This window comes from Rhizobium sp. 10PS4 (genome assembly GCF_032464805.1).
GTDB classification, from domain to species: Bacteria; Pseudomonadota; Alphaproteobacteria; order Rhizobiales; family Rhizobiaceae; genus Rhizobium; species Rhizobium laguerreae.
The window spans coordinates 61,944-83,125 of the sequence record NZ_JAWDIW010000022.1; the positions used below are offsets into that span (position 1 = coordinate 61,944).

Annotated in this window: 13 protein-coding genes and 1 pseudogene; 8 read left to right on the plus strand and 6 right to left on the minus strand. The window is 62.3% G+C overall.

Translation table 11 applies throughout. The features are described from left to right. Positions 1-129: 129 nt before the first annotated feature. The 6 genes from RWJ89_RS31735 to RWJ89_RS31760 all read left to right on the plus strand — a co-directional run bounded on the left by RWJ89_RS31735 (position 130) and on the right by RWJ89_RS31760 (position 8,208). Positions 130-609 (plus strand): formate dehydrogenase subunit gamma, encoded by a 480-nt coding sequence (locus RWJ89_RS31735; protein WP_131663239.1) that lies wholly within the window; start codon positions 130-132, stop codon positions 607-609. Continuing rightward, complete coding sequence (locus RWJ89_RS31740; RefSeq protein ID WP_168283390.1) at positions 606-2,162, plus strand: formate dehydrogenase beta subunit; 1,557 nt, start codon at positions 606-608, stop codon at positions 2,160-2,162. Before RWJ89_RS31735 ends, RWJ89_RS31740 begins: the two co-directional genes overlap by 4 nt. A 57-nt stretch (positions 2,163-2,219) precedes the next feature. Next, a complete protein-coding gene (gene fdhF / locus RWJ89_RS31745) occupies positions 2,220-5,099 on the plus strand; it encodes a formate dehydrogenase subunit alpha (RefSeq protein WP_316031970.1) in 2,880 nt (959 codons plus the stop codon). Between the two features lie 271 nt (positions 5,100-5,370). Then, positions 5,371-6,198 (plus strand): formate dehydrogenase accessory sulfurtransferase FdhD, encoded by an 828-nt coding sequence (gene fdhD / locus RWJ89_RS31750; protein WP_316031971.1) that lies wholly within the window; start codon positions 5,371-5,373, stop codon positions 6,196-6,198. After that, positions 6,188-6,433, plus strand: a complete 246-nt coding sequence (locus RWJ89_RS31755) for a formate dehydrogenase subunit delta (RefSeq protein ID WP_316031972.1) — start codon at positions 6,188-6,190, stop codon at positions 6,431-6,433. The genes fdhD and RWJ89_RS31755 overlap by 11 nt, the downstream gene beginning before the upstream one ends. Before the next feature lie 116 nt (positions 6,434-6,549). Then, the gene (locus RWJ89_RS31760) at positions 6,550-8,208 is read left to right on the plus strand and encodes an OFA family MFS transporter (protein WP_316031973.1); all 1,659 of its coding nucleotides are present in this window, start codon (positions 6,550-6,552) and stop codon (positions 8,206-8,208) included. Positions 8,209-8,356: 148 nt separating this feature from the next. On the opposite strand, the gene RWJ89_RS31765 is transcribed toward RWJ89_RS31760, so the two are convergent. From RWJ89_RS31765 to rocF, 3 genes are all read right to left on the minus strand, one after another. Further along, complete coding sequence (locus RWJ89_RS31765; protein ID WP_003543427.1) at positions 8,357-8,833, minus strand: chemotaxis protein CheW; 477 nt, start codon at positions 8,831-8,833, stop codon at positions 8,357-8,359. A 298-nt stretch (positions 8,834-9,131) separates the two neighbouring features. Beyond that, positions 9,132-10,331: an ornithine--oxo-acid transaminase gene (rocD, locus tag RWJ89_RS31770; RefSeq protein ID WP_316031974.1), complete on the minus strand. Its 1,200-nt coding sequence runs from the start codon at positions 10,329-10,331 to the stop codon at positions 9,132-9,134. 40 nt (positions 10,332-10,371) lie between these two features. Next, a complete protein-coding gene (gene rocF, locus RWJ89_RS31775) occupies positions 10,372-11,307 on the minus strand; it encodes an arginase (protein ID WP_168283393.1) in 936 nt (311 codons plus the stop codon). A 124-nt stretch (positions 11,308-11,431) separates the two neighbouring features. Here rocF and RWJ89_RS31780 point away from each other — a divergent pair, with 124 nt between their 5' ends. Beyond that, positions 11,432-11,869 (plus strand): Lrp/AsnC family transcriptional regulator, encoded by a 438-nt coding sequence (locus RWJ89_RS31780; protein WP_011653765.1) that lies wholly within the window; start codon positions 11,432-11,434, stop codon positions 11,867-11,869. A 60-nt stretch (positions 11,870-11,929) separates the two neighbouring features. Here RWJ89_RS31780 and RWJ89_RS31785 read toward each other — a convergent pair whose 3' ends face one another. From RWJ89_RS31785 to RWJ89_RS31795, 3 genes are all read right to left on the minus strand, one after another. Beyond that, positions 11,930-18,352, minus strand: coding sequence for a translocation/assembly module TamB domain-containing protein (locus RWJ89_RS31785; RefSeq protein WP_316031975.1), 6,423 nt, complete (start codon positions 18,350-18,352; stop codon positions 11,930-11,932). A 67-nt stretch (positions 18,353-18,419) separates the two neighbouring features. After that, entirely contained in the window at positions 18,420-20,348 is a 1,929-nt protein-coding gene (locus tag RWJ89_RS31790) for an autotransporter assembly complex protein TamA (protein ID WP_183594563.1), read from the minus strand. A 169-nt stretch (positions 20,349-20,517) separates the two neighbouring features. Continuing rightward, the gene (locus RWJ89_RS31795; protein WP_065281468.1) at positions 20,518-20,775 is read right to left on the minus strand and encodes a YMGG-like glycine zipper-containing protein; all 258 of its coding nucleotides are present in this window, start codon (positions 20,773-20,775) and stop codon (positions 20,518-20,520) included. A gap of 272 nt (positions 20,776-21,047) precedes the next feature. Here RWJ89_RS31795 and RWJ89_RS31800 point away from each other — a divergent pair. Continuing rightward, positions 21,048-21,182 (plus strand): annotated as a pseudogene (locus tag RWJ89_RS31800) (5-aminolevulinate synthase); the annotation flags it as partial.

The window sequence follows — 21,182 nt, forward strand, 5'->3', positions numbered from 1 at the left end:
AAACCTATCAAGCAACGAGATAGCTTTATTGATCGCTGGCTGCTTCCCTGAGATGGTGGTTACGGGATAGCACTCGGCTGGGGGAGGCCCGCTATTTCGCAACGAGCAAGCCGCTGGGAGGGCTGCCTTATGACCATTCATATCGCCGAAGGCGATATTGCAGAGCGCACCCGAGCCATCGTCGCCGATCTTCGCTTTCTCGAAGGGCCGCTGCTTCCAATTCTGCACGAGGTTCAGCAGGAATTCGGCTATGTGCCGCAGGAAGCCATGCCTGTTATCGCGGAGGAATTGAACCTCTCCCGTGCCGAGGTGCATGGCGTGGTGACCTTCTATCATGATTATCGCGACCATCCCGCCGGCCGGCATGTGCTGAAGCTCTGTCGCGCCGAAGCCTGTCAGTCGATGGGCGGCGATGCGCTGGCCGAACGCGTCAAGGCGCTGCTCGGCATCGATTTTCATCAGACGACGCTCGATGGCGGCGTGACGCTGGAGCCGGTCTACTGTCTCGGGCTCTGCGCCTGTGCGCCGGCGGCGATGCTCGACGGCGAGGTCTATGGCCGGGTCGACGATCAGACGGCGGCGGAACTCGTCGCGGAGGCACGCCGATGACGGTCAGGGTATATGTTCCGCGCGATGCCGCAGCGCTGGCGCTCGGGGCCGAAAAGGTGGCAAAGGCGATTGCCCAGGAGATCGCCGCCCGCGGCTTCGATGCCGAGATCGTGCGCAACGGCTCGCGCGGAATGTTCTGGCTGGAGCCGTTGGTCGAGGTCGAGGTTGCCGGCAAACGCATCGGCTACGGGTCGGTGAAGGCGAAGGATGTGCCTGGTCTGTTCGATGCCGGGATGATTGATGGAGGCGAGCATCGGCTCTGTCTCGGGGAGGTTGAAGACCTCCCGTTCCTCAAGGAACAGACCCGCCTGAGCTTCGCCCGCTGCGGCGTCATCGATCCGCTTTCGCTTGGCGATTACGAGGCGCATGGCGGTCTTGCCGGCCTTCGCCGCGCCATCTTGATGACACCAGTCGATATCGTCAAGGAAATCACCGATTCCGGCTTGCGCGGACGCGGCGGCGCCGGCTTTCCCACCGGCATCAAGTGGAAGACCGTTCTCGATGCCGCTGGTGAACGTAAATATATCGTCTGCAATGCCGATGAGGGCGACAGCGGCACCTTTGCCGACCGGATGATCATGGAGGGCGATCCCTTCGTGTTGATCGAGGGCATGGCGATATCAGGGCTCGCGACCGGCGCGACCAAGGGTTTCGTCTATACGCGTTCGGAATATCCGCATGCGATCTCTGTCATGACCGAGGCCGTCGGCATCGCGCGCCAGGCCGGCATTCTCGGACCATCGGTGCTCGGCTCTGGCCGCGCCTTCGATATCGAAGTGCGCACCGGCGCTGGCGCCTATGTCTGCGGCGAGGAGACGGCGCTGCTCAACAGCCTCGAAGGCAAGCGCGGCATCGTGCGTGCCAAGCCGCCGCTGCCGGCGCATAAGGGGCTGTTTAACTGTCCGACCGTCATCAACAATGTGATCTCGCTGGCGTCGGTACCCGTCATCATGGAAAAGGGCGCGGCCTTCTATCGCGATTTCGGCATGGGCCGCTCACGCGGCACCATCCCGCTGCAGATTGCCGGCAATGTCAGATATGGCGGCCTCTTTGAGACGGCCTTCGGTCTTTCGCTCGGAGATATCGTCGACAGGATCGGTGGGGGGACGGCGACGGGACGGCCGGTCAAGGCCGTGCAGGTCGGCGGACCGCTCGGCGCCTATTTCCCGCGGGCGCTGTTCGACACGCCGTTCGATTACGAATCCTTCGCCGCCAGGGACGGGCTGATCGGTCATGCCGGCATCGTTGTCTTCGACGACACGGCCGATATGCTGAAGCAGGCGCGTTTCGCCATGGAATTCTGCGCCGTCGAAAGCTGCGGCAAGTGCACGCCCTGCCGCATCGGCTCGACGCGCGGCGTGGAGACGGCCGACAAGATCGCTCAGGGCATCGAGCCGGAGAAGAACCGGGCGCTGCTTGCCGATCTCTGCAACACGATGAAGTTCGGCTCGCTCTGTGCGCTGGGTGGTTTCACGCCCTATCCTGTGATGAGCGCCATGACGCATTTCCCGGAGGATTTTTCGCCGGCACCTCTGGTGGAGGCGGCGGAATGACGCGTTTTTCATGGAACGCCTGCGCTGACCTCACCATCTCAAGCAAGGAGGCCAATCATGTCTCTCATCCATGAAATCGACTACGGCACCCCCGCTTCGAAATCCGAGGCCATGGTGAGGCTCACCATCGACGGTCAGCAGATCAGCGTGCCGGAGGGCACATCGATCATGCGCGCCTCCATGGAAGCCGGCATCAAGGTGCCGAAGCTCTGCGCCACTGATATGGTCGACGCTTTCGGCTCCTGCCGGCTTTGTCTCGTCGAGATCGAAGGCCGCAACGGCACGCCCTCCTCCTGCACGACGCCGGTGGCGGCAAACATGGTGGTGCACACGCAGACGGGGCGATTGAAGGATATCCGCCGCGGCGTGATGGAACTCTATATCTCCGACCATCCGCTCGACTGTCTCACCTGCGCGGCCAACGGCGATTGCGAATTGCAGGACATGGCGGGCGCCGTCGGCCTGCGCGATGTACGTTACGGCTATGAGGGCGACAACCACGTCAAGGCGCGCAGCAATGGCGACATCAATCTGAAATGGATGCCGAAGGACGAGTCCAATCCCTATTTCACCTATGATCCCTCGAAATGCATCGTCTGTTCGCGCTGCGTGCGCGCCTGCGAGGAAGTACAGGGCACCTTCGCGCTGACGATCGAGGGCCGCGGCTTCGGCTCACGCGTTTCGCCCGGCATGCACGAGCATTTCATCGATTCCGAATGCGTCTCCTGCGGCGCCTGTGTCCAGGCCTGCCCGACGGCGACGCTGACGGAGAAGTCGGTGATCCAGATCGGCCAGCCGGAGCATTCGGCTGTGACGACCTGCGCCTATTGCGGCGTCGGCTGTTCTTTCAAGGCGGAAATGCGCGGCGAGGAACTGGTGCGCATGGTGCCGTGGAAAGACGGTCAGGCCAATCGCGGCCATTCCTGCGTCAAGGGCCGCTTCGCCTATGGCTATTCCACCCACAAGGACCGCATCCTCAATCCGATGATCCGGGAAAAGGTCAGCGATCCCTGGCGGGAAGTGAGCTGGGACGAGGCCTTCGCGCATGTGGCGCTGGAGTTCCGCCGCATCCAGTATCAATACGGCCGCGAGGCAATTGGCGGCATCACCTCGTCGCGCTGCACCAATGAGGAAACGTATCTGGTGCAGAAGCTGATCCGGGCCGGCTTCGGCAACAACAATGTCGATACCTGCGCCCGCGTCTGCCATTCGCCGACCGGTTATGGCCTCGGCCAGACGTTCGGCACGTCGGCGGGCACGCAGGATTTCGACAGCGTCGAGCATTCCGACGTCGTCATCGTCATCGGCGCCAATCCGACCGACGGGCATCCGGTGTTCGGCTCGCGGCTGAAGAAGCGGCTGCGCCAGGGCGCCAAGCTCATCGTCATCGATCCGCGCCGCACCGATATCGTCCGCTCGCCGCATATCGAGGCCTCGTATCATCTGCCGCTGAAGCCCGGCACCAATGTCGCGGTCATGACGGCGCTGGCGCATGTGATCGTCACCGAAGGCCTCTTTGACGAGGCCTTCATCCGCGAGCGCTGCGACTGGTCGGAGTTCGAGGACTGGGCCGCCTTCGTCGCCGAACCGCAGCACAGTCCCGAAGAGACCGAGATCTTCACCGGCGTGCCGGCGGCGGATCTGCGCGGCGCGGCAAGGCTCTATGCCAAGGGCGGCAATGGCGCGATCTATTATGGCCTCGGCGTCACCGAACACAGCCAGGGCTCGACCACGGTCATCGCGATCGCCAACCTGGCGATGGCGACCGGCAATATCGGCCGTCCCGGCGTCGGCGTGAACCCGCTGCGCGGCCAGAACAATGTGCAGGGCTCCTGCGACATGGGTTCCTTCCCGCACGAACTGCCGGGCTACCGGCACATTTCCGACGATGCGACGCGTGATATCTTCGAAAAGCTCTGGGGCGTGAAGCTCAACAACGAGCCGGGCCTGCGTATTCCGAACATGCTGGATGCAGCAGTCGACGGCTCCTTCAAAGGCATTTACATCCAGGGTGAAGACATCCTGCAGTCCGATCCCGATACCAAACATGTCGCGGCCGGGCTTGCGGCGATGGAATGTGTCGTCGTGCACGATCTGTTCCTCAACGAGACCGCCAATTACGCCCATGTCTTCCTGCCGGGCTCGACCTTCCTCGAGAAGGACGGCACCTTCACCAATGCCGAGCGCCGCATCAACCGCGTGCGCAAGGTGATGTCGCCGCGCAACGGTTATGGCGACTGGGAAGTGACGCAGAAGCTTGCCCAGGCGATGGGGCTCGACTGGAATTACACCCATCCGTCGGAGATCATGGATGAGATCGCCGCGACGACGCCGAGTTTCGCGATGGTCTCCTACGACTATCTCGATAAAATGGGCTCGGTGCAGTGGCCCTGCAACGAGAAGAACCCGCTCGGCTCGCCGATCATGCATGTCAGCGGCTTCGTGCGCGGCAAGGGCAAGTTCATCCGCACCGAATATGTGGCGACCGACGAGCGCACCGGTCCACGCTTCCCACTGCTGCTGACAACCGGCCGCATCCTCAGCCAGTACAATGTCGGGGCGCAGACACGGCGTACCGAGAATGTCGTCTGGCATGCGGAAGACCGGCTGGAAATCCATCCGCATGATGCCGAGCAGCGCGGCGTTCGCGACGGCGACTGGGTGAAGCTCGGCAGCCGCTCCGGCGACACGACGCTCAGGGCGCTGATTACCGATCGCGTCGCGCCGGGTGTCGTCTATACGACCTTCCATCATCCCACGACGCAGGCGAACGTCATCACCACCGATTTCTCCGACTGGGCGACGAACTGCCCGGAATACAAGGTGACGGCGGTGCAGGTCTCGCCCTCCAACGGGCCGAGCGAATGGCAACTCGAATATGACGACCAGGCGCGGCAATCGCGCCGCATCGCCGGCAAGCTGGAGGCGGCGGAGTGATGGTGGAGAGGCAGTCTGGCATTGTCGGCGAGGCTCCCTCTTCTTCCCAGCGGGGAGAAGGTGCCCGTAGGGCGGATGAGGGGGGCGGTTCGGCGTATGGTGCTGCCCCTCGCTTGCGCTCGGTGCGCTCGCTCCTGCCGTCGCTCGCCCCCCTCATCGCCTCGCTTTGCTCGGCACTTCTCCCCGCTGGGGAGAAGAGGGCGCAAGCGGCTGACGTTCTCTTCCCGATAGGCCGAGCTGCGGAGGAGGATGCCTCTCATCCTATTGCCGCATGGTAAAATTCACGATCACCGCGCACGCTCCAGAGACCACCCGCCGCAACGGCATCCTCCAGACCGGTTCGCGCATCGTGCCGGAAGAAGTGCCGATCGCCTTTTCCTATGGCGGCAGTTCGCATGCCGTGATGATGGCGACGCCCGCGGATCTTGAGGATTTCGCTATCGGCTTCAGCCTGACCGAGGGGGTCATCAGCGGGCCGACGGAGATATCAGGTATCGAGATCGTCAAGGGCGAGCAGGGCATCGATGTGCAGGTGAGCCTGGTCGACGACGTCGCCGATCGGCTGTGGGCACGGCGCCGCAGCATGGCAGGGCCGGTCGGCTGCGGGCTCTGCGGCATCGAATCGATCGAACAGGCGGTACGGCCGGTGCCCGATGTCTCGGCATCGCCGTTGGCGCTGTCGCATGCGGATATCGTCCGCGCCGTTTCGCTTCTAAACGAGGCACAGCCGCTGCATCGCGAGACACGGGCGGTACACGGCGCCGGGTTCTATCTTCCTGGCAGGGGGCTGATTGCCGTGCGTGAAGATGTCGGCCGGCACAACGCGCTGGACAAGCTCTGCGGCGCCGTCATCGGCGCCAGCGAAAGAGGCGGGGACGGCGCCGTCGTCGTCACCAGTAGGCTCTCCGTCGAGATGGTGCAGAAGGCGGCGATCCTCGGCAGCCCGGTGCTCATCGCCATTTCGGCGCCGACGGCTCTCGCCATCCGCACGGCCGAAGAAGCCGGCATGACGCTCGTCGCGCTGGTGCGTGGCGAGGATTTCGAGATTTTCACCCACCCGCACCGCATCTCGCCCGGAAGCATTGCCGATGTCGCATGATACGAAGACCAAGCTCGTCTATATGGCAAACCAGATCGCCACCTTTTTCAAGAGCCAGCCGGAAAGCGAGGCCGCGCAGGGCGTCGCCACCCATATCAATAAATTCTGGGACCCGCGCATGCGGCGGCAATTGTTCGAAATTCTGGAGAATGAGGAGAATGGCCTGGATGCGCTCGTGCTTCAGGCCGTTCCAATGATCAGAAAACCGGAGCCGGTGACACCCACGGTCCGGTAGACCGGCTCATGCGCGAGGAGGGGCAGGAGCGACCTGCCTGCGCATGCGTCGGCAATGGCAAGCTGAATCAAGCCATATTTGAATTTAAACCAGGTCTGATTTAAGGAGGATTTTTCATGACGGCAGCGGAAACACGGACTGATGGAGTGCTGGCGGGCTCAGGCCTGCTCGATCGCGAAAGGATCGTCGCAAGGCCCGGGTTCAATCGGTGGCTGGTGCCGCCGGCAGCCCTCGCCATCCATCTCTGCATTGGCATGGCCTATGGTTTCAGCGTGTTCTGGCTGCCGCTTTCCAAGTCGCTCGGGATCACCGCCTCGACGGCCTGCCCCGATCTGACACTCGCCTCGGCGCTGTTCACCACGACCTGCGACTGGCGTGTTGCCGACCTCGGCTGGATCTATACGCTGTTCTTCGTTCTGCTTGGCTCATCGGCCGCCATCTGGGGCGGTTGGCTCGAGCGGGCCGGTCCGCGCAAGGCGGGCGTCGTTTCCGCCTGCTGCTGGTGCGGCGGCATCATTCTTGCCGCGATCGGCGTCATCACGCATCAGCTCTGGATGATGTGGCTGGGCGCCGGCGTCATCGGCGGCATTGGGCTTGGCCTCGGTTACATCTCGCCGGTCTCGACGCTGATCAAGTGGTTTCCCGACCGGCGCGGCATGGCGACCGGTATGGCGATCATGGGCTTCGGCGGCGGTGCGATGATCGGCGCCCCATTGGCCAATCTTCTGATGAATGCCTTCAAGACCGACAGTTCGGTCGGCGTCTGGCAGACCTTCATCGTCATGGCGGTGATCTATTTCGTCTTCATGATGGGCGGCGCCTTTGGCTATCGCATTCCGCCGGCCGGCTGGCGCCCCGAGGGTTGGACACCGCCTGCGGCCAAGAGCACGATGATCACCACCAAACATGTGCACCTCAGCGATGCCCACAGGACAAAACAGTTCTGGCTGATCTGGGCGGTGCTATGCCTCAACGTTTCGGCCGGTATCGGCGTTATCGGCATGGCCTCGCCGATGCTGCAGGAAATCTTCGCCGGTTCGCTGATCGGCCTGCCGGATGTCGGCTTCGCCCAGCTCGACGCCGGGCAGAAGGCATCGATCGCCACGATCGCCGCCGGTTTCGCCGGCTTGCTGTCGCTCTTCAACATCGGTGGACGGTTCTTCTGGGCGTCGCTGTCCGACAAGATCGGCCGCAAGAATACCTATTATTGCTTCTTCGTCCTCGGCATCGTGCTCTATGCGCTGGCGCCCACTTTCGCAGGCATGGGCAACAAGGCGCTGTTCGTTCTCTCCTTCGGCATCATCCTGTCGATGTACGGCGGCGGCTTCGCGACGATCCCGGCCTATCTTGCCGATATTTTCGGTACGCAGTTCGTCGGCGCCATCCACGGCCGGCTGCTGACGGCCTGGGCAACGGCGGGCATCGTCGGTCCCGTCGTCGTCAACTATATCCGCGAAGCGCAGATCGCCGCCGGCGTTGCGCCCGGGCCAACCCTCTATACCGGCACCATGTATATCCTCGCCGGCATGCTGGCGCTGGGGCTCATCGCCAATGCGCTGATCAGGCCGCTTTCGGACAAATGGTTCATGTCGGATGACGAGGTCGCTGCGCTGCAGGCGAAGTCGGCCGCTGTCAATGCCGGGCCGACCGGTTCCTTCGGCATCGGTACAGGCGGGCTGGACGCCAAGGCGATGCTTGCCTGGGCCGTCGTCGGCATTCCGCTGCTGTGGGGTGTCTGGGTGACGCTGAGGGCGACCTTCGCGCTGTTCGGATAAGCAAAAGTGCCGCCTTGCGGCGGCACAACCAATCCAGTGAGGTTGCCGTTTTCCTGCAGCCTGCTGCTTGTTCCGCAAAAAAACCGCCCGTTGCCGGGCGGTTTTCGAATATCCGAATTGTGCAAATGTCCAGATTATATTGGCCGGATCAGGCGGCCAGTTCATCCGTTTCGTTTTCCTTGAACATCTTGGCAAGGTTCAGGAAGCAGATCATGCCGTTTTCCGAAGCAATGATGCCTTCGCAATAGGCGCGGTCGAAGGAGGCGGTCACCTCGGGCACCGGCTGGACCTGGCTGGAGGAGATGGTGAGAATATCCGAGACCCGGTCGACGAGCATGCCGATGACCATGCTGTGGACTTCGGCAACGACGATGGCGCTGCGCTCGTTGGCGACCGTGCTCTTCATGCCGAGCTTGAAAGCAAGATCGATGATCGGGATCACCGAGCCGCGCAGGTTCATGACACCGATGACATCGGCCGGTGCATGCGGGATCGGCGTCGACGGCGCCCAGCCGCGGATTTCGCGGATGGTCGTGGTCTTGACGCAGAATTCCTGATCATGCAGGCGGAAGGCAATAATTTCGAGCGTATCGCCGCTGAAATTAGTCGAATTGATCGTGGCCATTAGAATTCTTCCCAACTATCGTAAGCCAGGGCAGAAGCGGATGCGCCACCATTGGCGCGGACAAGCTTTGCCTTCATACCACGCGATGGCTTTGCGCGCGGCGAAGCATCGTTACGGTTATCGATGACTTTAGCGAAAGAGTGTTGCCCAAATCTAAATTGAAAGACGAGATTGAGGAGGTTTTTAAGCTCGGATGAAGGCGAGGCGGTTTTGCTGCCAATCTCCTCCAGCCGATATTTTCGCAGTCAGGATATTTCAGGCTTATTCGGGGTCCTAAAGAAGAGTTTCGCCGATTTACTCAGCCTATCGTCTTTTCGATCTGCGAGACCGCCCAATCGACCTGCTCTTTTGATATGACCAGTGGCGGAGCGAGACGAATTGTGTGGTCATGGGTGTCCTTGGCGAGAAGGCCGCGCTCCTTCAGCGCATGGCAATATTGCCGTGCGCCGCCGGCTTCGGGTTCCAGCTCGATGGCCATCATCAGGCCGCGGCCGCGCACGTCCCTGACGATGTTCGAGCGGATTGATCTCAAGCCTTCGAGGAAGTAGTCGCCCATGACAGCGGCGTTCTCGATCATGCCCTCTTCCGTCAGCACCTTGAGTGCTGCGCGCGCCACTGCGCAGGCGAGTGGGTTGCCGCCGAAGGTCGAGCCGTGCTGGCCGGGCTGCAGCACGCCCAGAACTTCGGAATTCGAAAGCACGGCCGACACCGGATAGAAGCCGCCGGACAGCGCCTTGCCGATCAGCGTCACGTCGGCCTCGATGCCTTCGTGCTCCTCGGCCAGCAGCTTGCCGGTACGGCCGAGGCCGGTCTGGATTTCGTCGAGGATGAGGGTGACGTTGTTTGCCGTGCAAAGCTCGCGGATGCGGGTGAAATAACCCGCCGGCGGGATGATGACGCCGGCTTCCCCCTGGATCGGCTCGATCAGGGCGGCCACGGTATTGGCATTGATTGCGGCGGCGAAAGCCTCGGCATCGCCGAAGGGAATGATGCGGAAACCTGGCGTATAGGGGCCGAAGCCGCTGCGGGCATCGGGATCTGTGGAGAAGCTGATGATGCTCAGCGTCCGGCCATGGAAATTATCGGCGCAGACGATGATCTCCGCCTTGCCCTCCGGTACGCCCTTGACCTCGTAGCCCCATTTGCGCACCGCCTTGATGGCGGTCTCCACCGCTTCGGCGCCGGAATTCATCGGCAGGATCTTGTGCGATCCGGTGAGAGCCGCGAGCTCTTCGTAGAGATAGGCGAGCTGATCGTTGCGGAAGGCGCGGGAGGTGAGCGTCAGCCTGCCTGCCTGTTCGACCAGGGCGGCGAGGATTTTCGGATGGCAGTGGCCCTGGTTGACGGCGGAATAGGCCGAGAGGCAATCGAGATATCGGTTGCCGTCGGTATCCCAGACATAAACGCCTTGGCCACGCGTCAGCACCACGTCGAGCGGCTTGTAGTTATGGGCGCCGAGCCGTTGTTCCGTGGCGATCAGTTTTTCCGATGTGTTCATGGCCGTTCTCCCTCTGTGCGTTTTATGCGGCGCGTGCCCTCTATGCGGCGCGTGTTGGACGATCGAAGATGCGGCGACCGAACAGGCTTGCCGTCAGCTCCACCAGGATGCGGGCGCTCTTGCCGCGATCGTCTAGAAACGGATTGAGCTCGACGAGATCGAGCGACGAGACGAGGCCGCTGTCCGAAAGCATTTCCATGACCAGATGCGCTTCGCGAAAGGTCGCACCGCCAGGCACCGTCGTGCCGACGCCGGGGGCAATCTCGGGATCGAGGAAATCGAGATCGAGGCTGACATGCAGCAGGCCGTTCGCCTTGGTGACGACATCGAGGATCTCACGCATGATGGCGCCGATGCCCTGCTCATCGATCGCGCGCATGTCGAAGACATTGACGCCGTGTTCGTGGATTTCCTCGCGCTCGCGCGCATCGACCGAACGGATGCCGACCTGGAAGACATTCTTCGGATCGACGAACGGACGGTCCTTCGGCAGGATGTCGGCGAACTCCGCCTCGCCGCAAAAGAAGGCGACGGGCATGCCGTGAATGTTGCCGGAGGGCGACGTCGCCGGAGAATTGAAATCGGCATGGGCATCGAGCCAGAGCACGAAGAGCGGGCGGCCTTTGCTGGCGGCATACCGCGCCATGCCGGAAACGCTGCCCATGGAAAGGCTGTGGTCGCCGCCGAGAATCAGCGGGAAACGCCCGGAGGCGGCCACGTCGTGGACGCTGCTTTCGAGGGCGCGCGTGAAGGCGCCGACGATCCTCAGATTATGGGCCTTCGGGTGGTTCGGCAGATCCATCGCCGGCACGATCCTGAGATCGCCGATATCGGCGACGTCATGGCCAAGCTCGATCAGCGTCTGGTCGACGCCGGCAATGCGTAGGGCCGCAGGGCCCATGGCAGCCCCTCTGCGGCCGGAGCCTTCTTCCAGCGGCGTGCCGATGAGGGTGACAGATCGCGATTGCGCATTCATTTTGGAGGGCTCCGTGTTGAGGCCTGTTTCGGCCGATAGTGGGATAAAGGGCTGGCGGCAAAAAGATGGAAAAGTGTTAGAAATGGACTATGATTGCGCAGATTGATAAACCACTTTTGACAAAGTGATCAGCGTGGACGATCTCGACACCGAACTTTTGAGTGCACTTCGCCATAATGCCCGGATTTCCGTCTCCTCGCTTGCAGCGATGACCGGCGCATCGCGGGCAACGGTTGCCACCCGTATCGACCGGCTGGTGGCCAGCGGCACCATCGTCGGCTTCACTATCCGCACCGGCCATGAGACGCGCTCCGCCGGCGTGCGCGCCATCGTGATGATCGAGGTGCTCGGCAAGCTCGCAGACAGGGTGGCCGATCAGTTGAGGGGCCTGCCGCAGGTCCGCGCGCTTCACAGCACCAACGGCAAATGGGATTTCGTCGCCGAACTCGAGGACCGCGACCTTGCCGCCTTCGATGAGACGCTGCGCCGCATCCGGCTGATCAACGGCATCAATTCGACCGAGACCAACATCCTTCTCAAGACCAGCAAAACCGGTTTCTAAACCGGCTTAAAGCATGTGCATGTTGTCCGCAAACTGCTGCACAGCTTCGGGCGAAATGCGTCAGTATTCCCGTTCGTAGACAATGCCGGCTTCGCCCTCACCGTTGCCACCGGCCCCTCCGCGCAGCTTGACGCCGCGGCCGACATCGAGGTTGATCACCGCCTTGGCGCCGGCCGAACCACCCTGCTGCAATTCGAAATAGGTGCGGTCGTTGAGATAGCGGCCGACGCTGACGCTCGTCTGGCCCTTGGAATCGGTGCTGACGTCGAAATCGTCGACGCCAAGCTGGTTGCGCAGGCCTTCGAAAAGCGATGTCGAGCGGTTGCCGGCCAGCTGACTGACGGCGTCGGCGAGCTGGGCGATCTGCACCGGCGAGAGCTTCGACATCGACTGGCCGAAGATCAGCTGCGCCAGCACCTCGTCTTGAGGCAGTTCGGGCGAGGAAGAGAAAGTAATCGCGGGATCGGTGGCGAGGCCCGCGACGTCGACGGTCAGCGTCGTCGTGCCGGAGGACGAGGTCGCTTCCATATCAAGCGCCGGCGTCAAATCGCCGACAAAGGTTATCCTGCTCTTGTCGGAGAAATCGAGGCGGCGGTTCAGAATGGTCAGGCGGCCGCGGCGCATGGTGAACCCGCCGGTGACGATGGGCGCTGCCGCCGTACCGCGGATCGTTACAAGGCCGCCAAGCTCGGCATCGATGCCACGGCCGCGCACGAAGATATGCGAGGGCGCGTCGATTTCGAGATCCAGCGTGATCACCGAGGATTTCTCGCCGGGTTTACGCTCGCCGTCATCGCGCAACTGCGCAAGCACAGCGCGCGGCGCATTCTTATGGCGGATGTCGATTTCTCTCAGCGAGGTCGGCAGTTTTTCCGGGACTGTGATCGAGGTCTTGTCCAGCCGCAGCTTGCCGCTCAGCGTTGCATTGGTGATCGGACCGCGCAGGCCGAGTGTGCCGTTGACGGTGGAGACGACAAGGGTTCCATCGACATAGACCGCCTTGTCGAGTTTGATCGAAATGTCGGCGGGAAAGCCTCCGGCCGGCTGAATGCCGATGGTGCCGCTCACGGAAATCGTACCGCCGCCGCCAAGGCTGCCGCTGAGGCGCGATATCACGGCCTGGTTGCCATTGAAGGTCACGGTCGCCGTCAGATTATTGACGGCCAGATTGCGCCGGACATCGACCAGCTTTGCGCCATTGGTCGAGACAGTGCCATTGATGACGGGTGCCGCGGCCGTTCCGCCAATCTCAAGATTGACGTTGGCGACGCCATCGGCGACGAAGCCTTGCTGTGCGAGCGGGGCGCCAAGCACGGCGAAGGGAACATTGCCATTGAAGCGCATGTCGATGGCGCGGTTGCCTGATATCACCACGCTACCGCCGCCCTTCAGCGACATGCCGGCGTCACCGGCAAGGCTGGTGTCGACCGTCAGCCTGTTGCCGGCAAGCTTGCCCGATGCTCCGATGCTGAGTGGCGAAAGACCGGCGCCTTTCGTCTGGCTCGTCGCGGCGTTCCTCCAGTCGACCTTGAAGTCGACGACGGGTGAGGACAGCGCGCCAGTCGCTTTGGCCGTCGCGGAGATCGTGCCGTCGGCTCCGATACCCGGAACAAAGCCGTTGGCGATGGCAGCCGGAACATTGGCGGCGTTCGCCGTGACGTCGATCGATCGGATCGTTGTGCCTGCGATGGAAAGATTACCGGCGGCTTTCAGCGAAATGCCGCCGCTGCCGCTGAGGTCGGCATCGAAATCCAGCCTGTCACCGGCGTATTTCCCGGTCGCCGCCAGCGTGAGGCGGGCCAGGCCGGCAGCCTTGGTGTGGCTGGTCGCGGCATCCTTCCAGTTCAGCTTGAAATCGACGATCGGATCTGCCGGGGTTCCCGACGTCACGGCGTTTGCCGAAAGCGTGCCTTCGGCGCCGAGACCAGGAACGAAGGCATTTGCGATATTTGCCGGCAGCGCCGCAATATCGGCATTGATCGAAAGGTCCCGGATGGCCGTTCCGGCGATCGTCACGCCGCCCGTCGCCTTGGCCAGCACGCCGTCCTTGCCGGCGAGATTGGCGTCGAAATCGACCCTGTCATTGACGAACTTGCCGGAAGCCGCAGCACTCAGGCCAGAAAGGCCGCTGCTCTTGGTCTGGGCGGTCGCGGCGTTCTTCCAGTCGAGCTTGAAGTCGACCGCCGGCTTCGGAAGCGCGCCAGAAGCGGATGCCGTCCCCGAGACGGTGCCTTCGGCGGCAAGACCCGGGACGAAGCTGTTGGCGAGGCCTGCAGGCAGGTTGGCAAGATCGGCCTTGACGTCAAGGTTGCGAACCGACGTGCCTGAAATCGCGACGTTGCCGGCGGCCTTCAGCGAAAGGCCGCCCTGGCCGGCGAGATTGGCATCGAAGTCGAGCCGGTTGTCGGCAAAGCGTCCGGATGCGGCAAGTGCCAGGCCTGAGAGATGAGCGCTTCGCGTCTGGCTGGTTGCAGCATCCGTCCAGTCGAGCTTGAAGTCGGCTTTCGGTGCGGCGGCTGTCCCGGCGGCGGACATGGTGCCTGATATCGTGCCGCCGGCCGCCAGATCGGGAACGAAGGCATTTGCCAGACTGGCCGGAAGCTTTATGATTTCGGCATCGAGCTTGATGCTGTCGATCGTATTTCCGGCCAATGCGACATTGCCCTTGGCGTTCAGCGAGAGCTCTTTGTCGCCGCTGACTGCCGCGTTGAAATCAAGCTTGTTTTCGGCAAATTTTCCCGATGCTGTCACGCCGATCGCGGCAAGGCCGGCACGTTTCGTGTGGCTCGTTGCAGCATCTTTCCAATTGAGATCGAAATCGGCAGTGGGGGCGGAAAGCGACCCGGCGGCCGAGATCTTTCCGGAGATCGCGCCTTCGGCGGCGAGATCGGGAACGAAGCTGTTTGCTATCTTTGCCGGAACATTCGCCAGTGCGGCGTCGACCGCGACGTTGCCGAGCATCGTGCCCGTGATGGCGACATTGCCGGTTGCCGACAGCGAGAGGCTGTTGGCGCCGACGATCCCCGTGTCGAAATCGAGCTTGTTATCCGCAAGTTTTCCTGATGCGGTCACGCCGAGCGCGGCAAGGCCGGCACGTTTCGTATGGCTCGTCGTGGCATTCTTCCAATTCAGATCGAAGTCGGCAGTCGGGGCGGAAATTGACCCGGCGGCCGAGATCTTTCCAGAGATCGCGCCTTCGGCGGCGAGATTTGGGACGAAGCTGTTTGCGATATTTGCCGGGATATTTGCCAGCGCTGCATCGACCGTGACGTTGCCGAGCGTCGTGCCCGTGATGGCGACATTGCCGGTTGCCTTCAGCGAGAGACTGTTGGGGCCGCCGATCACGGTGTCGAAATCGAGTTTGCTGTCGGCGAATTTGCCGGATGCCTTGACGGCGAGCTCGGCAAGGCCGGCACGCTTCGTCTGGCTCGTCGCCGCACCTTTCCAATCGAGATCGAAATTGGCGGTGGGATTAGCGAGGGTGCCGGAGGTCGCCAGTTTTCCCGTAATCGTGCCTTCGGCGGCGAGATCGGGAACGAAACCGTTGGCGACACGGGCAGGCAGATTGAGGATATCGGCGCGGACATCAAACACCGGCGCCTTCGGGTCGGCGAGCGTGACATTGCCGGCCGCCTTGAGCGACAGGCCGTCATTGCTGCCGACCGTCGTGTCGAAATCGAGCTTGTTGTCGGCGAATTTGCCGCCGGCGGTGATGCCGAGCGGTGCCAGACCCGCCCCCTTCGCCTGGCCCGTCGTCGCATCTTTCCAGTCGAGCTTGAAGTCGGCGACGGGTGCTGCCGGCGTTCCGGTCACGGCAATGGTTCCGGAGATCGTGCCGCCGGCAGATAGGTTCGGCACGAAGCCGTTCGCAAGCGCTGCCGGCAGCTCGCGGATGTCTGCATCGATCTTCAGCGTTTCGCCGGCGGAACCGGTGACGGTCACCGAACCGGTGCCGGTCTTCAGCGTCAGTCCGTTCAGGCTGGCGGCACCGCCGCCGATTGCGACCTGCGTCGGTGCGGCAAGCTCGATCGGGATATTGCGGGGGCTTGCCGAGAAGCGATCGAGATTCAGGTGCATCGTGCCGCCCGCCGCTTCGATATTGCCGGCGGCCAGTACGGGATTGCCGTCATAGGCGGCATCGAGATCGAAATCGGTATGGTCTTGCTGCTTGGTAAAATCGAGCGAAAGGCCGGCGAGCCTGTTCGTTCCGGCACTCACCTCCTCGGCCTTGACCGTGCCGTTTGCCGCAAGGGCTTTGAGATCGCTGACCGTGACATCGATATCCGGCTTGACGATCGCAAGCGTATCACGGCGGATCGAGCCGCCGGTCGCAAGCAGCTTGAGCGCAATCCTGCCGCCATCGCTGCTGACGCCGAGCGACCCTTTGAGATCGCCTTCGGCCTTCTGTCCGCCGAGTGCGGCGAGCAGGCCGATATTGGGGAAATCGAAGGTCAGCGCGCCTGTCGGCTCAAGGGAGGACGAGAATTCCACATTGCCGGTCAGCCGGTTGCCACCGATGTCGGCGGTCAGCGCCGGAATGCTCGTCTTGCCGTCCTGCGAGCGGATGTCGCCGTTGATGCCGATCGGCTGGCCGTCGATCGTGCCGGTGGCGGCGATCCTGCCCTGCGGGGCCTTGGGATCGGCGAGACCCGACAGGTCGATATTGAGGTTGCCGAGCACGCGATCGGCCATTTCAAGGCTGGGCGCCTTGAGATTGGCCGTGACGGAGATTGCCGGGAGCTCACCTCCCACTCTCAACGCATAACCCGCCCCGCCGCTGGCCCCGGGGATGAGCTTGCCGATGTCAGGCAACCGGCCGGAGAGATCTGCGTTCAAGATCCCGCCGTCGAGTGCGACGTTGCCGGCGGCTTCGAGCGTGCCGGACTTCAGGACGAGGTTGGACAGCGCGAATTTCGACGGGATGGTGCCGACCACCTGGCTCTCGAGCGAGATCGGCGCGTCGAACCTGTCTGTTGCCGCAGCCGGCAGGGCTGCCGGGTTGATGGTGAGCTTGAGGTTGCCGGTCAGCGCTTGGTCTGTCAGCCGATAGGAGCCGTTGAGGCCGCCGTTGATACTGGCGCTTTCGACGGTGGTGCCGTTGAAGCCGATGCCGGAGGGCGAGATCTGCAAGGGCGAAGCGATCGTGACCGGGCCTTGGACTGCGCGATTGAGGTTCGGGTCGGAGAAGGTCGCGTCGCCGGCAACGAGGCGCAGCTGGACGCTGCCGGAACGGGCGGCGAGATTGAAGGCGTCGCTCTTTGCGGTCAGCTTGATATTGCCGATATTGGTCTGCGGCAGGGTTGCGGTGTCGAGCGAGCCGCTGACGTTCAGTCGGGCGGCTTGCGCATCGCCTGTGAGCGCCAGGTTGAGGCCTGATATAAGGAAGCGCGCTTCGCCTTCGGCGAGTGGCCAGCGGAAATCGACAGGCCCCGACGTGCCGAGCAGATTGGCGTTCAGGCTGTTGTTGCCGGCCGGATCGAGGGTGCCCGAGGCGGCGATCACCACGCTGCCGGTGGCGATATTGCCGGTCTGGATATCGATCTTGCCGTGATTGTCGAAGGTGGTGGCAAGATCGATATTGGTCTGGCCGGCAAAAAGCGGCCGGAATGCCGATGGAAGCAGCGAGCTCAGGTCACCGCCGCCTTTGAGATCGAGGTGGTGCAGCCCGTCTTCCGTAATCTGATGCCGGGCTTCGATTGCGGCGCGCGGCTGCCCGTCGAGGGCAGCCTGCAATTTGCCTTTCCAATCGGATATCGGCCCCTGGCCATCGAGATCGATGTTGACGGCCGGGCTGTCCGGGAGGCCGAGAAAGCCCGCCAGCAGTCCGCCCTTCGGCTCGGAAAGCTGTGCCTTCAGCCGCAGCCGGTTTTCGGCTGGCGCAAAAGCGATGTCGGCGGCAAGCCGCGCATCCGGAACCGCGTGACGGCTGACATTGACGACGGCCTCGCCGCCATCGCCGTTCGCCGAAAGGCTGCCTTCGGCGGCGAGCGCAAAGGCGCGACCGGCAAGCGGTGCGGCAAGTTTGATATCGGGCAGCGCGATGCGGTCTACATCGACTTTGATCGGAAGGCTGAATCCGCCGGAATTTTCAGCTTGGGGCCGCGAGGGCAGGGTGCGTACCGGCTTGCGCAGCACGTTGATCGCTTCGATCTCGAAGCGTTTGGCATGGAAGGTTCCGGTCAGCAGCGCAAGCGGATTCCAGTCGATCGCGACGCCATGAATTTCCGCAAAGACGCCCCTGGTGTCGGAGATGGAGATCTGGGCGGCGCGAAGCCCGCCGGTCAAAAGGCCTTGCGGTTCGCGAACCTCGATCGTCATGTCGCGATTGGACAGCGTGGAGGCTATCCTTTCGGTGACGATGCGGGCGCCAAAACTGGTGAAGCCGAAGATCGCCAGTGCTACGACCGCGAGAATCAACGTGGCGCCGACGACATAGCCGGTGAGCCGTACGATCCAGTTGACGATTTTTGTCAGCGTTTGCATCGGCGCGGACACTACCCCGTTTTCATGACGGCTCACAGATCGGAAAACACGAGCAGAATCGGCAATCCTAGAAGGATTGGCCGATGCCGGCGTAGATTCCATAATCTGTGCCATCTTCGTACTTGTTCAGCGGCATGGCAAAATCAAGCCGCAGCGGGCCGAAAGGCGTTGCATATCGTATTCCGGCGCCGGCGCCGGCGCGGATATCGGAAAAACCCGGAAAGGTGCTGTCCGATACGGTGCCGACATCGATGAAGGGCACGATGCCGATCGTATCGGTGATCTTGATGCGGGCCTCCAGCGAACCGGTCACATAGGAGCGGCCGCCGGTGGGGTCTCCGTTGTCGTTATAGGGCGAGATTTCCTGATAGCTATATCCGCGCACGGAGCCGCCGCCGCCGGCAAAGAAGCGCTGGGTGGCGGGGATATCCCCAATGCTATCGCCGCCGATCAGGACGCCGGCTGCAACCTTGCCGGCAAGCACCACACCGTCTTCCTGGCCGAACGGCAGGTAGCCGGAGATCGAGCCCTCGAATGCCGCATAGGGCGTGGCGTTGAAAATTTCGTAGCCAGGCTTTGCCGAGAGCGTCGCGCGGTAGCCCTCCGTCGGATTGAACTTGTCGTCGCGTGCGTCGCGATCATATTGGATCGGCAACGTGAAAGTCAGATAGTCGTTCGTGCCGAAGGCGTCGTCATCGCGCTCCCAGCTGACCTCGCCGCTCGCTGAGACGGTGTCCTGATCGGTCAGTTCGTAGGAAAGGCCGAGCGAGGCGGTGACGAGCGTCGCGTTATAGGCATCCGGATTTTCGGTCTTGGCGACGATGCCGGCCTTCAGGGTGGCGGCGGGGAAGAAGGCGCCGGGCTTGGTGAAGAGAATGCCGGCGGAATAGTCGAGGCTGCCGACATCCGTCGTTTCGCCAAGCCTGGAGACCGCTCCCTCGATCCTCAGCGTTTCGGCTTCGCCAAAAAGATTGCGGTGGCCCCAATAGCCCTGGACACCGAAGCCGTCGGTGGTGGAATATTGCGCGCCGACGCCGAAGTAGCGCCTCTTGCCTTCGGAAACCTCGATCGTCATCGGCAGCGTGCCATCGGATGCCAGCGCATCGCCTTCGTGGATGGTGACACTCGAAAAGACGCCGAGGGCGCGAAGGCGCTCGCCGGCCTTCTTCAGCGTTTCCGGGGAATAGGCCTCGCCCTTGTTCAGCCGGGAATAACGCTGGATGAAAGCCGGCTTGACGGTCTTTTCGCCGGTGACGCCGACATCGCCGATCGGGGCGACGGGACCGCCCTCGGCAGCAAGGACGATATCGACGGTATCGCTGTTGTGATCGGCAACGACCTTGCGTTCGGTCAACTTCGCGAAGGGCCGGCCCTCGCTCTTCAATTGTTCGACTATTCTGTCGCCGGCCTTGATGATGGCGAGCGAGCCGGCCTCAGCGCCCGGGGCGAGATCGTAATCGGCGGGATTATGGTTTGCGGCATCGCCGCCGAACTGGACCTCCCTGACCTTGAAAACAGGGCCGGGAGCAATGTCGACGGTGACGGGGATCGGCCCTGACCGGTCGAATGTCGGATTGGGTGGCAGGTCGTCGATATTCTTGCCGTCGATGGTGATCGTCACCAGGCCGCCATAACGGGCCTTTTCATACAGAGTGGCGATCAGCCGCTCACGGTCGTCGCGCGCCTTGACGACGATGCCGAGATCGCCGGAAACCGGCAGCTTCTGGTCGCTGACGAGACGGGAACTGTTTTCCAGCGCTTCTTTGAGGTCGGGATCGGCGGTATCGGCTTTGAGGTCGACCTGATAGCGCACCGGATCGGGCACCTGTTCGCCTTCGTCTTCCTCTTTGCCGAAAATGGTGATGCCGAAAAGCTTGAAGGCGTAAGCGTCGCCGATCAGGACCGGTGAGAACGCAGCTGCCGCTGCGACCACCATCATGGTGCCTGTTCGCCGATACGCAGTACCTGTTTTCGGACCTGTCCCTCTAATCCGCATCCGCCGCTTTTGGTTACGCCTACTATGAAGCTTCGTTGCCCAGCCGTGAACAGCTTAGCGACAAAATCGCGCGGGGTGTACCATTTTAAATTGCCAACGCACTAATTTAGCACAAAAAATCCCGGAACTGTGTCCGGGATTTCCTGAATCTGCCGGTTCCTGAACGTTCTCAGCGCGGGCAGGTATCGATGTAGCGGCGGCCGTAACGATCGCGATAGTAGCACTGGCCGGGCTGTTCGGCGACGCTGCCGATGAGGGCGCCGGACACGCCGCCGATAGCGGCGCCGACTGCCGCGCCACGGACGTTGCCGGTGACTGCGCCGCCGATGACGGCACCTGATGCAGCGCCGATGCCGGCGCCCTGCTGCGTCGGTGTGCAGCTTGCGATCGACAGGCCGATCAATGCGAGTATGACAACTTTCTTCATTTTTTCTCTCCGAGGTTGTTGCCCAACGGGCAAAGGCCGTCCCTTTTTGTTTTTTGTCAGGCTAGACCGAAAACTATGTCGGAAGAAAGGGTTGTCCACCGCTGCGCTGATTTTTTTCGATACAGGATGTTGTCGCCAGCTTCGCGGTTTCGCGAATTTCCATTATGCTTGCCACATCAATTTCGTTGATCGCGGCTCGCATATTCTTTATCTGGAATCATTCAAAACTCTGCGCATTTTGCCGCAGTTGATGTTAAAGCAAAGTGCAAGGGTTGACGCGCGGACGTCCGGTCATCAAGAACATCCGCGCGATACTGGAGCATATGATGGATTTCGAAGCGTTTTTCAAAAACGAGCTGGACGGGGTTCATACCGAGGGCCGTTACCGCGTTTTTGCCGATCTCGAG

Bases quoted from the DNA above. Each gene is read 5' to 3' on its own strand.
- RWJ89_RS31755 (WP_316031972.1), top strand. From the start codon at position 6,188: ATGTCGCATGATACGAAGACCAAGCTCGTCTATATGGCAAACCAGATC.
- RWJ89_RS31785 (WP_316031975.1), bottom strand. From the start codon at position 18,352: ATGCAAACGCTGACAAAAATCGTCAACTGGATCGTACGGCTCACCGGC.
- rocF (WP_168283393.1), bottom strand. From the start codon at position 11,307: ATGAATGCGCAATCGCGATCTGTCACCCTCATCGGCACGCCGCTGGAA.
- rocD (WP_316031974.1), bottom strand. From the start codon at position 10,331: ATGAACACATCGGAAAAACTGATCGCCACGGAACAACGGCTCGGCGCC.
- RWJ89_RS31740 (WP_168283390.1), top strand. From the start codon at position 606: ATGACGGTCAGGGTATATGTTCCGCGCGATGCCGCAGCGCTGGCGCTC.
- fdhF (WP_316031970.1), top strand. From the start codon at position 2,220: ATGTCTCTCATCCATGAAATCGACTACGGCACCCCCGCTTCGAAATCC.
- RWJ89_RS31765 (WP_003543427.1), bottom strand. From the start codon at position 8,833: ATGGCCACGATCAATTCGACTAATTTCAGCGGCGATACGCTCGAAATT.
- RWJ89_RS31735 (WP_131663239.1), top strand. From the start codon at position 130: ATGACCATTCATATCGCCGAAGGCGATATTGCAGAGCGCACCCGAGCC.
- RWJ89_RS31790 (WP_183594563.1), bottom strand. From the start codon at position 20,348: ATGCGGATTAGAGGGACAGGTCCGAAAACAGGTACTGCGTATCGGCGA.
- RWJ89_RS31760 (WP_316031973.1), top strand. From the start codon at position 6,550: ATGACGGCAGCGGAAACACGGACTGATGGAGTGCTGGCGGGCTCAGGC.
- RWJ89_RS31795 (WP_065281468.1), bottom strand. From the start codon at position 20,775: ATGAAGAAAGTTGTCATACTCGCATTGATCGGCCTGTCGATCGCAAGC.
- fdhD (WP_316031971.1), top strand. From the start codon at position 5,371: ATGGTAAAATTCACGATCACCGCGCACGCTCCAGAGACCACCCGCCGC.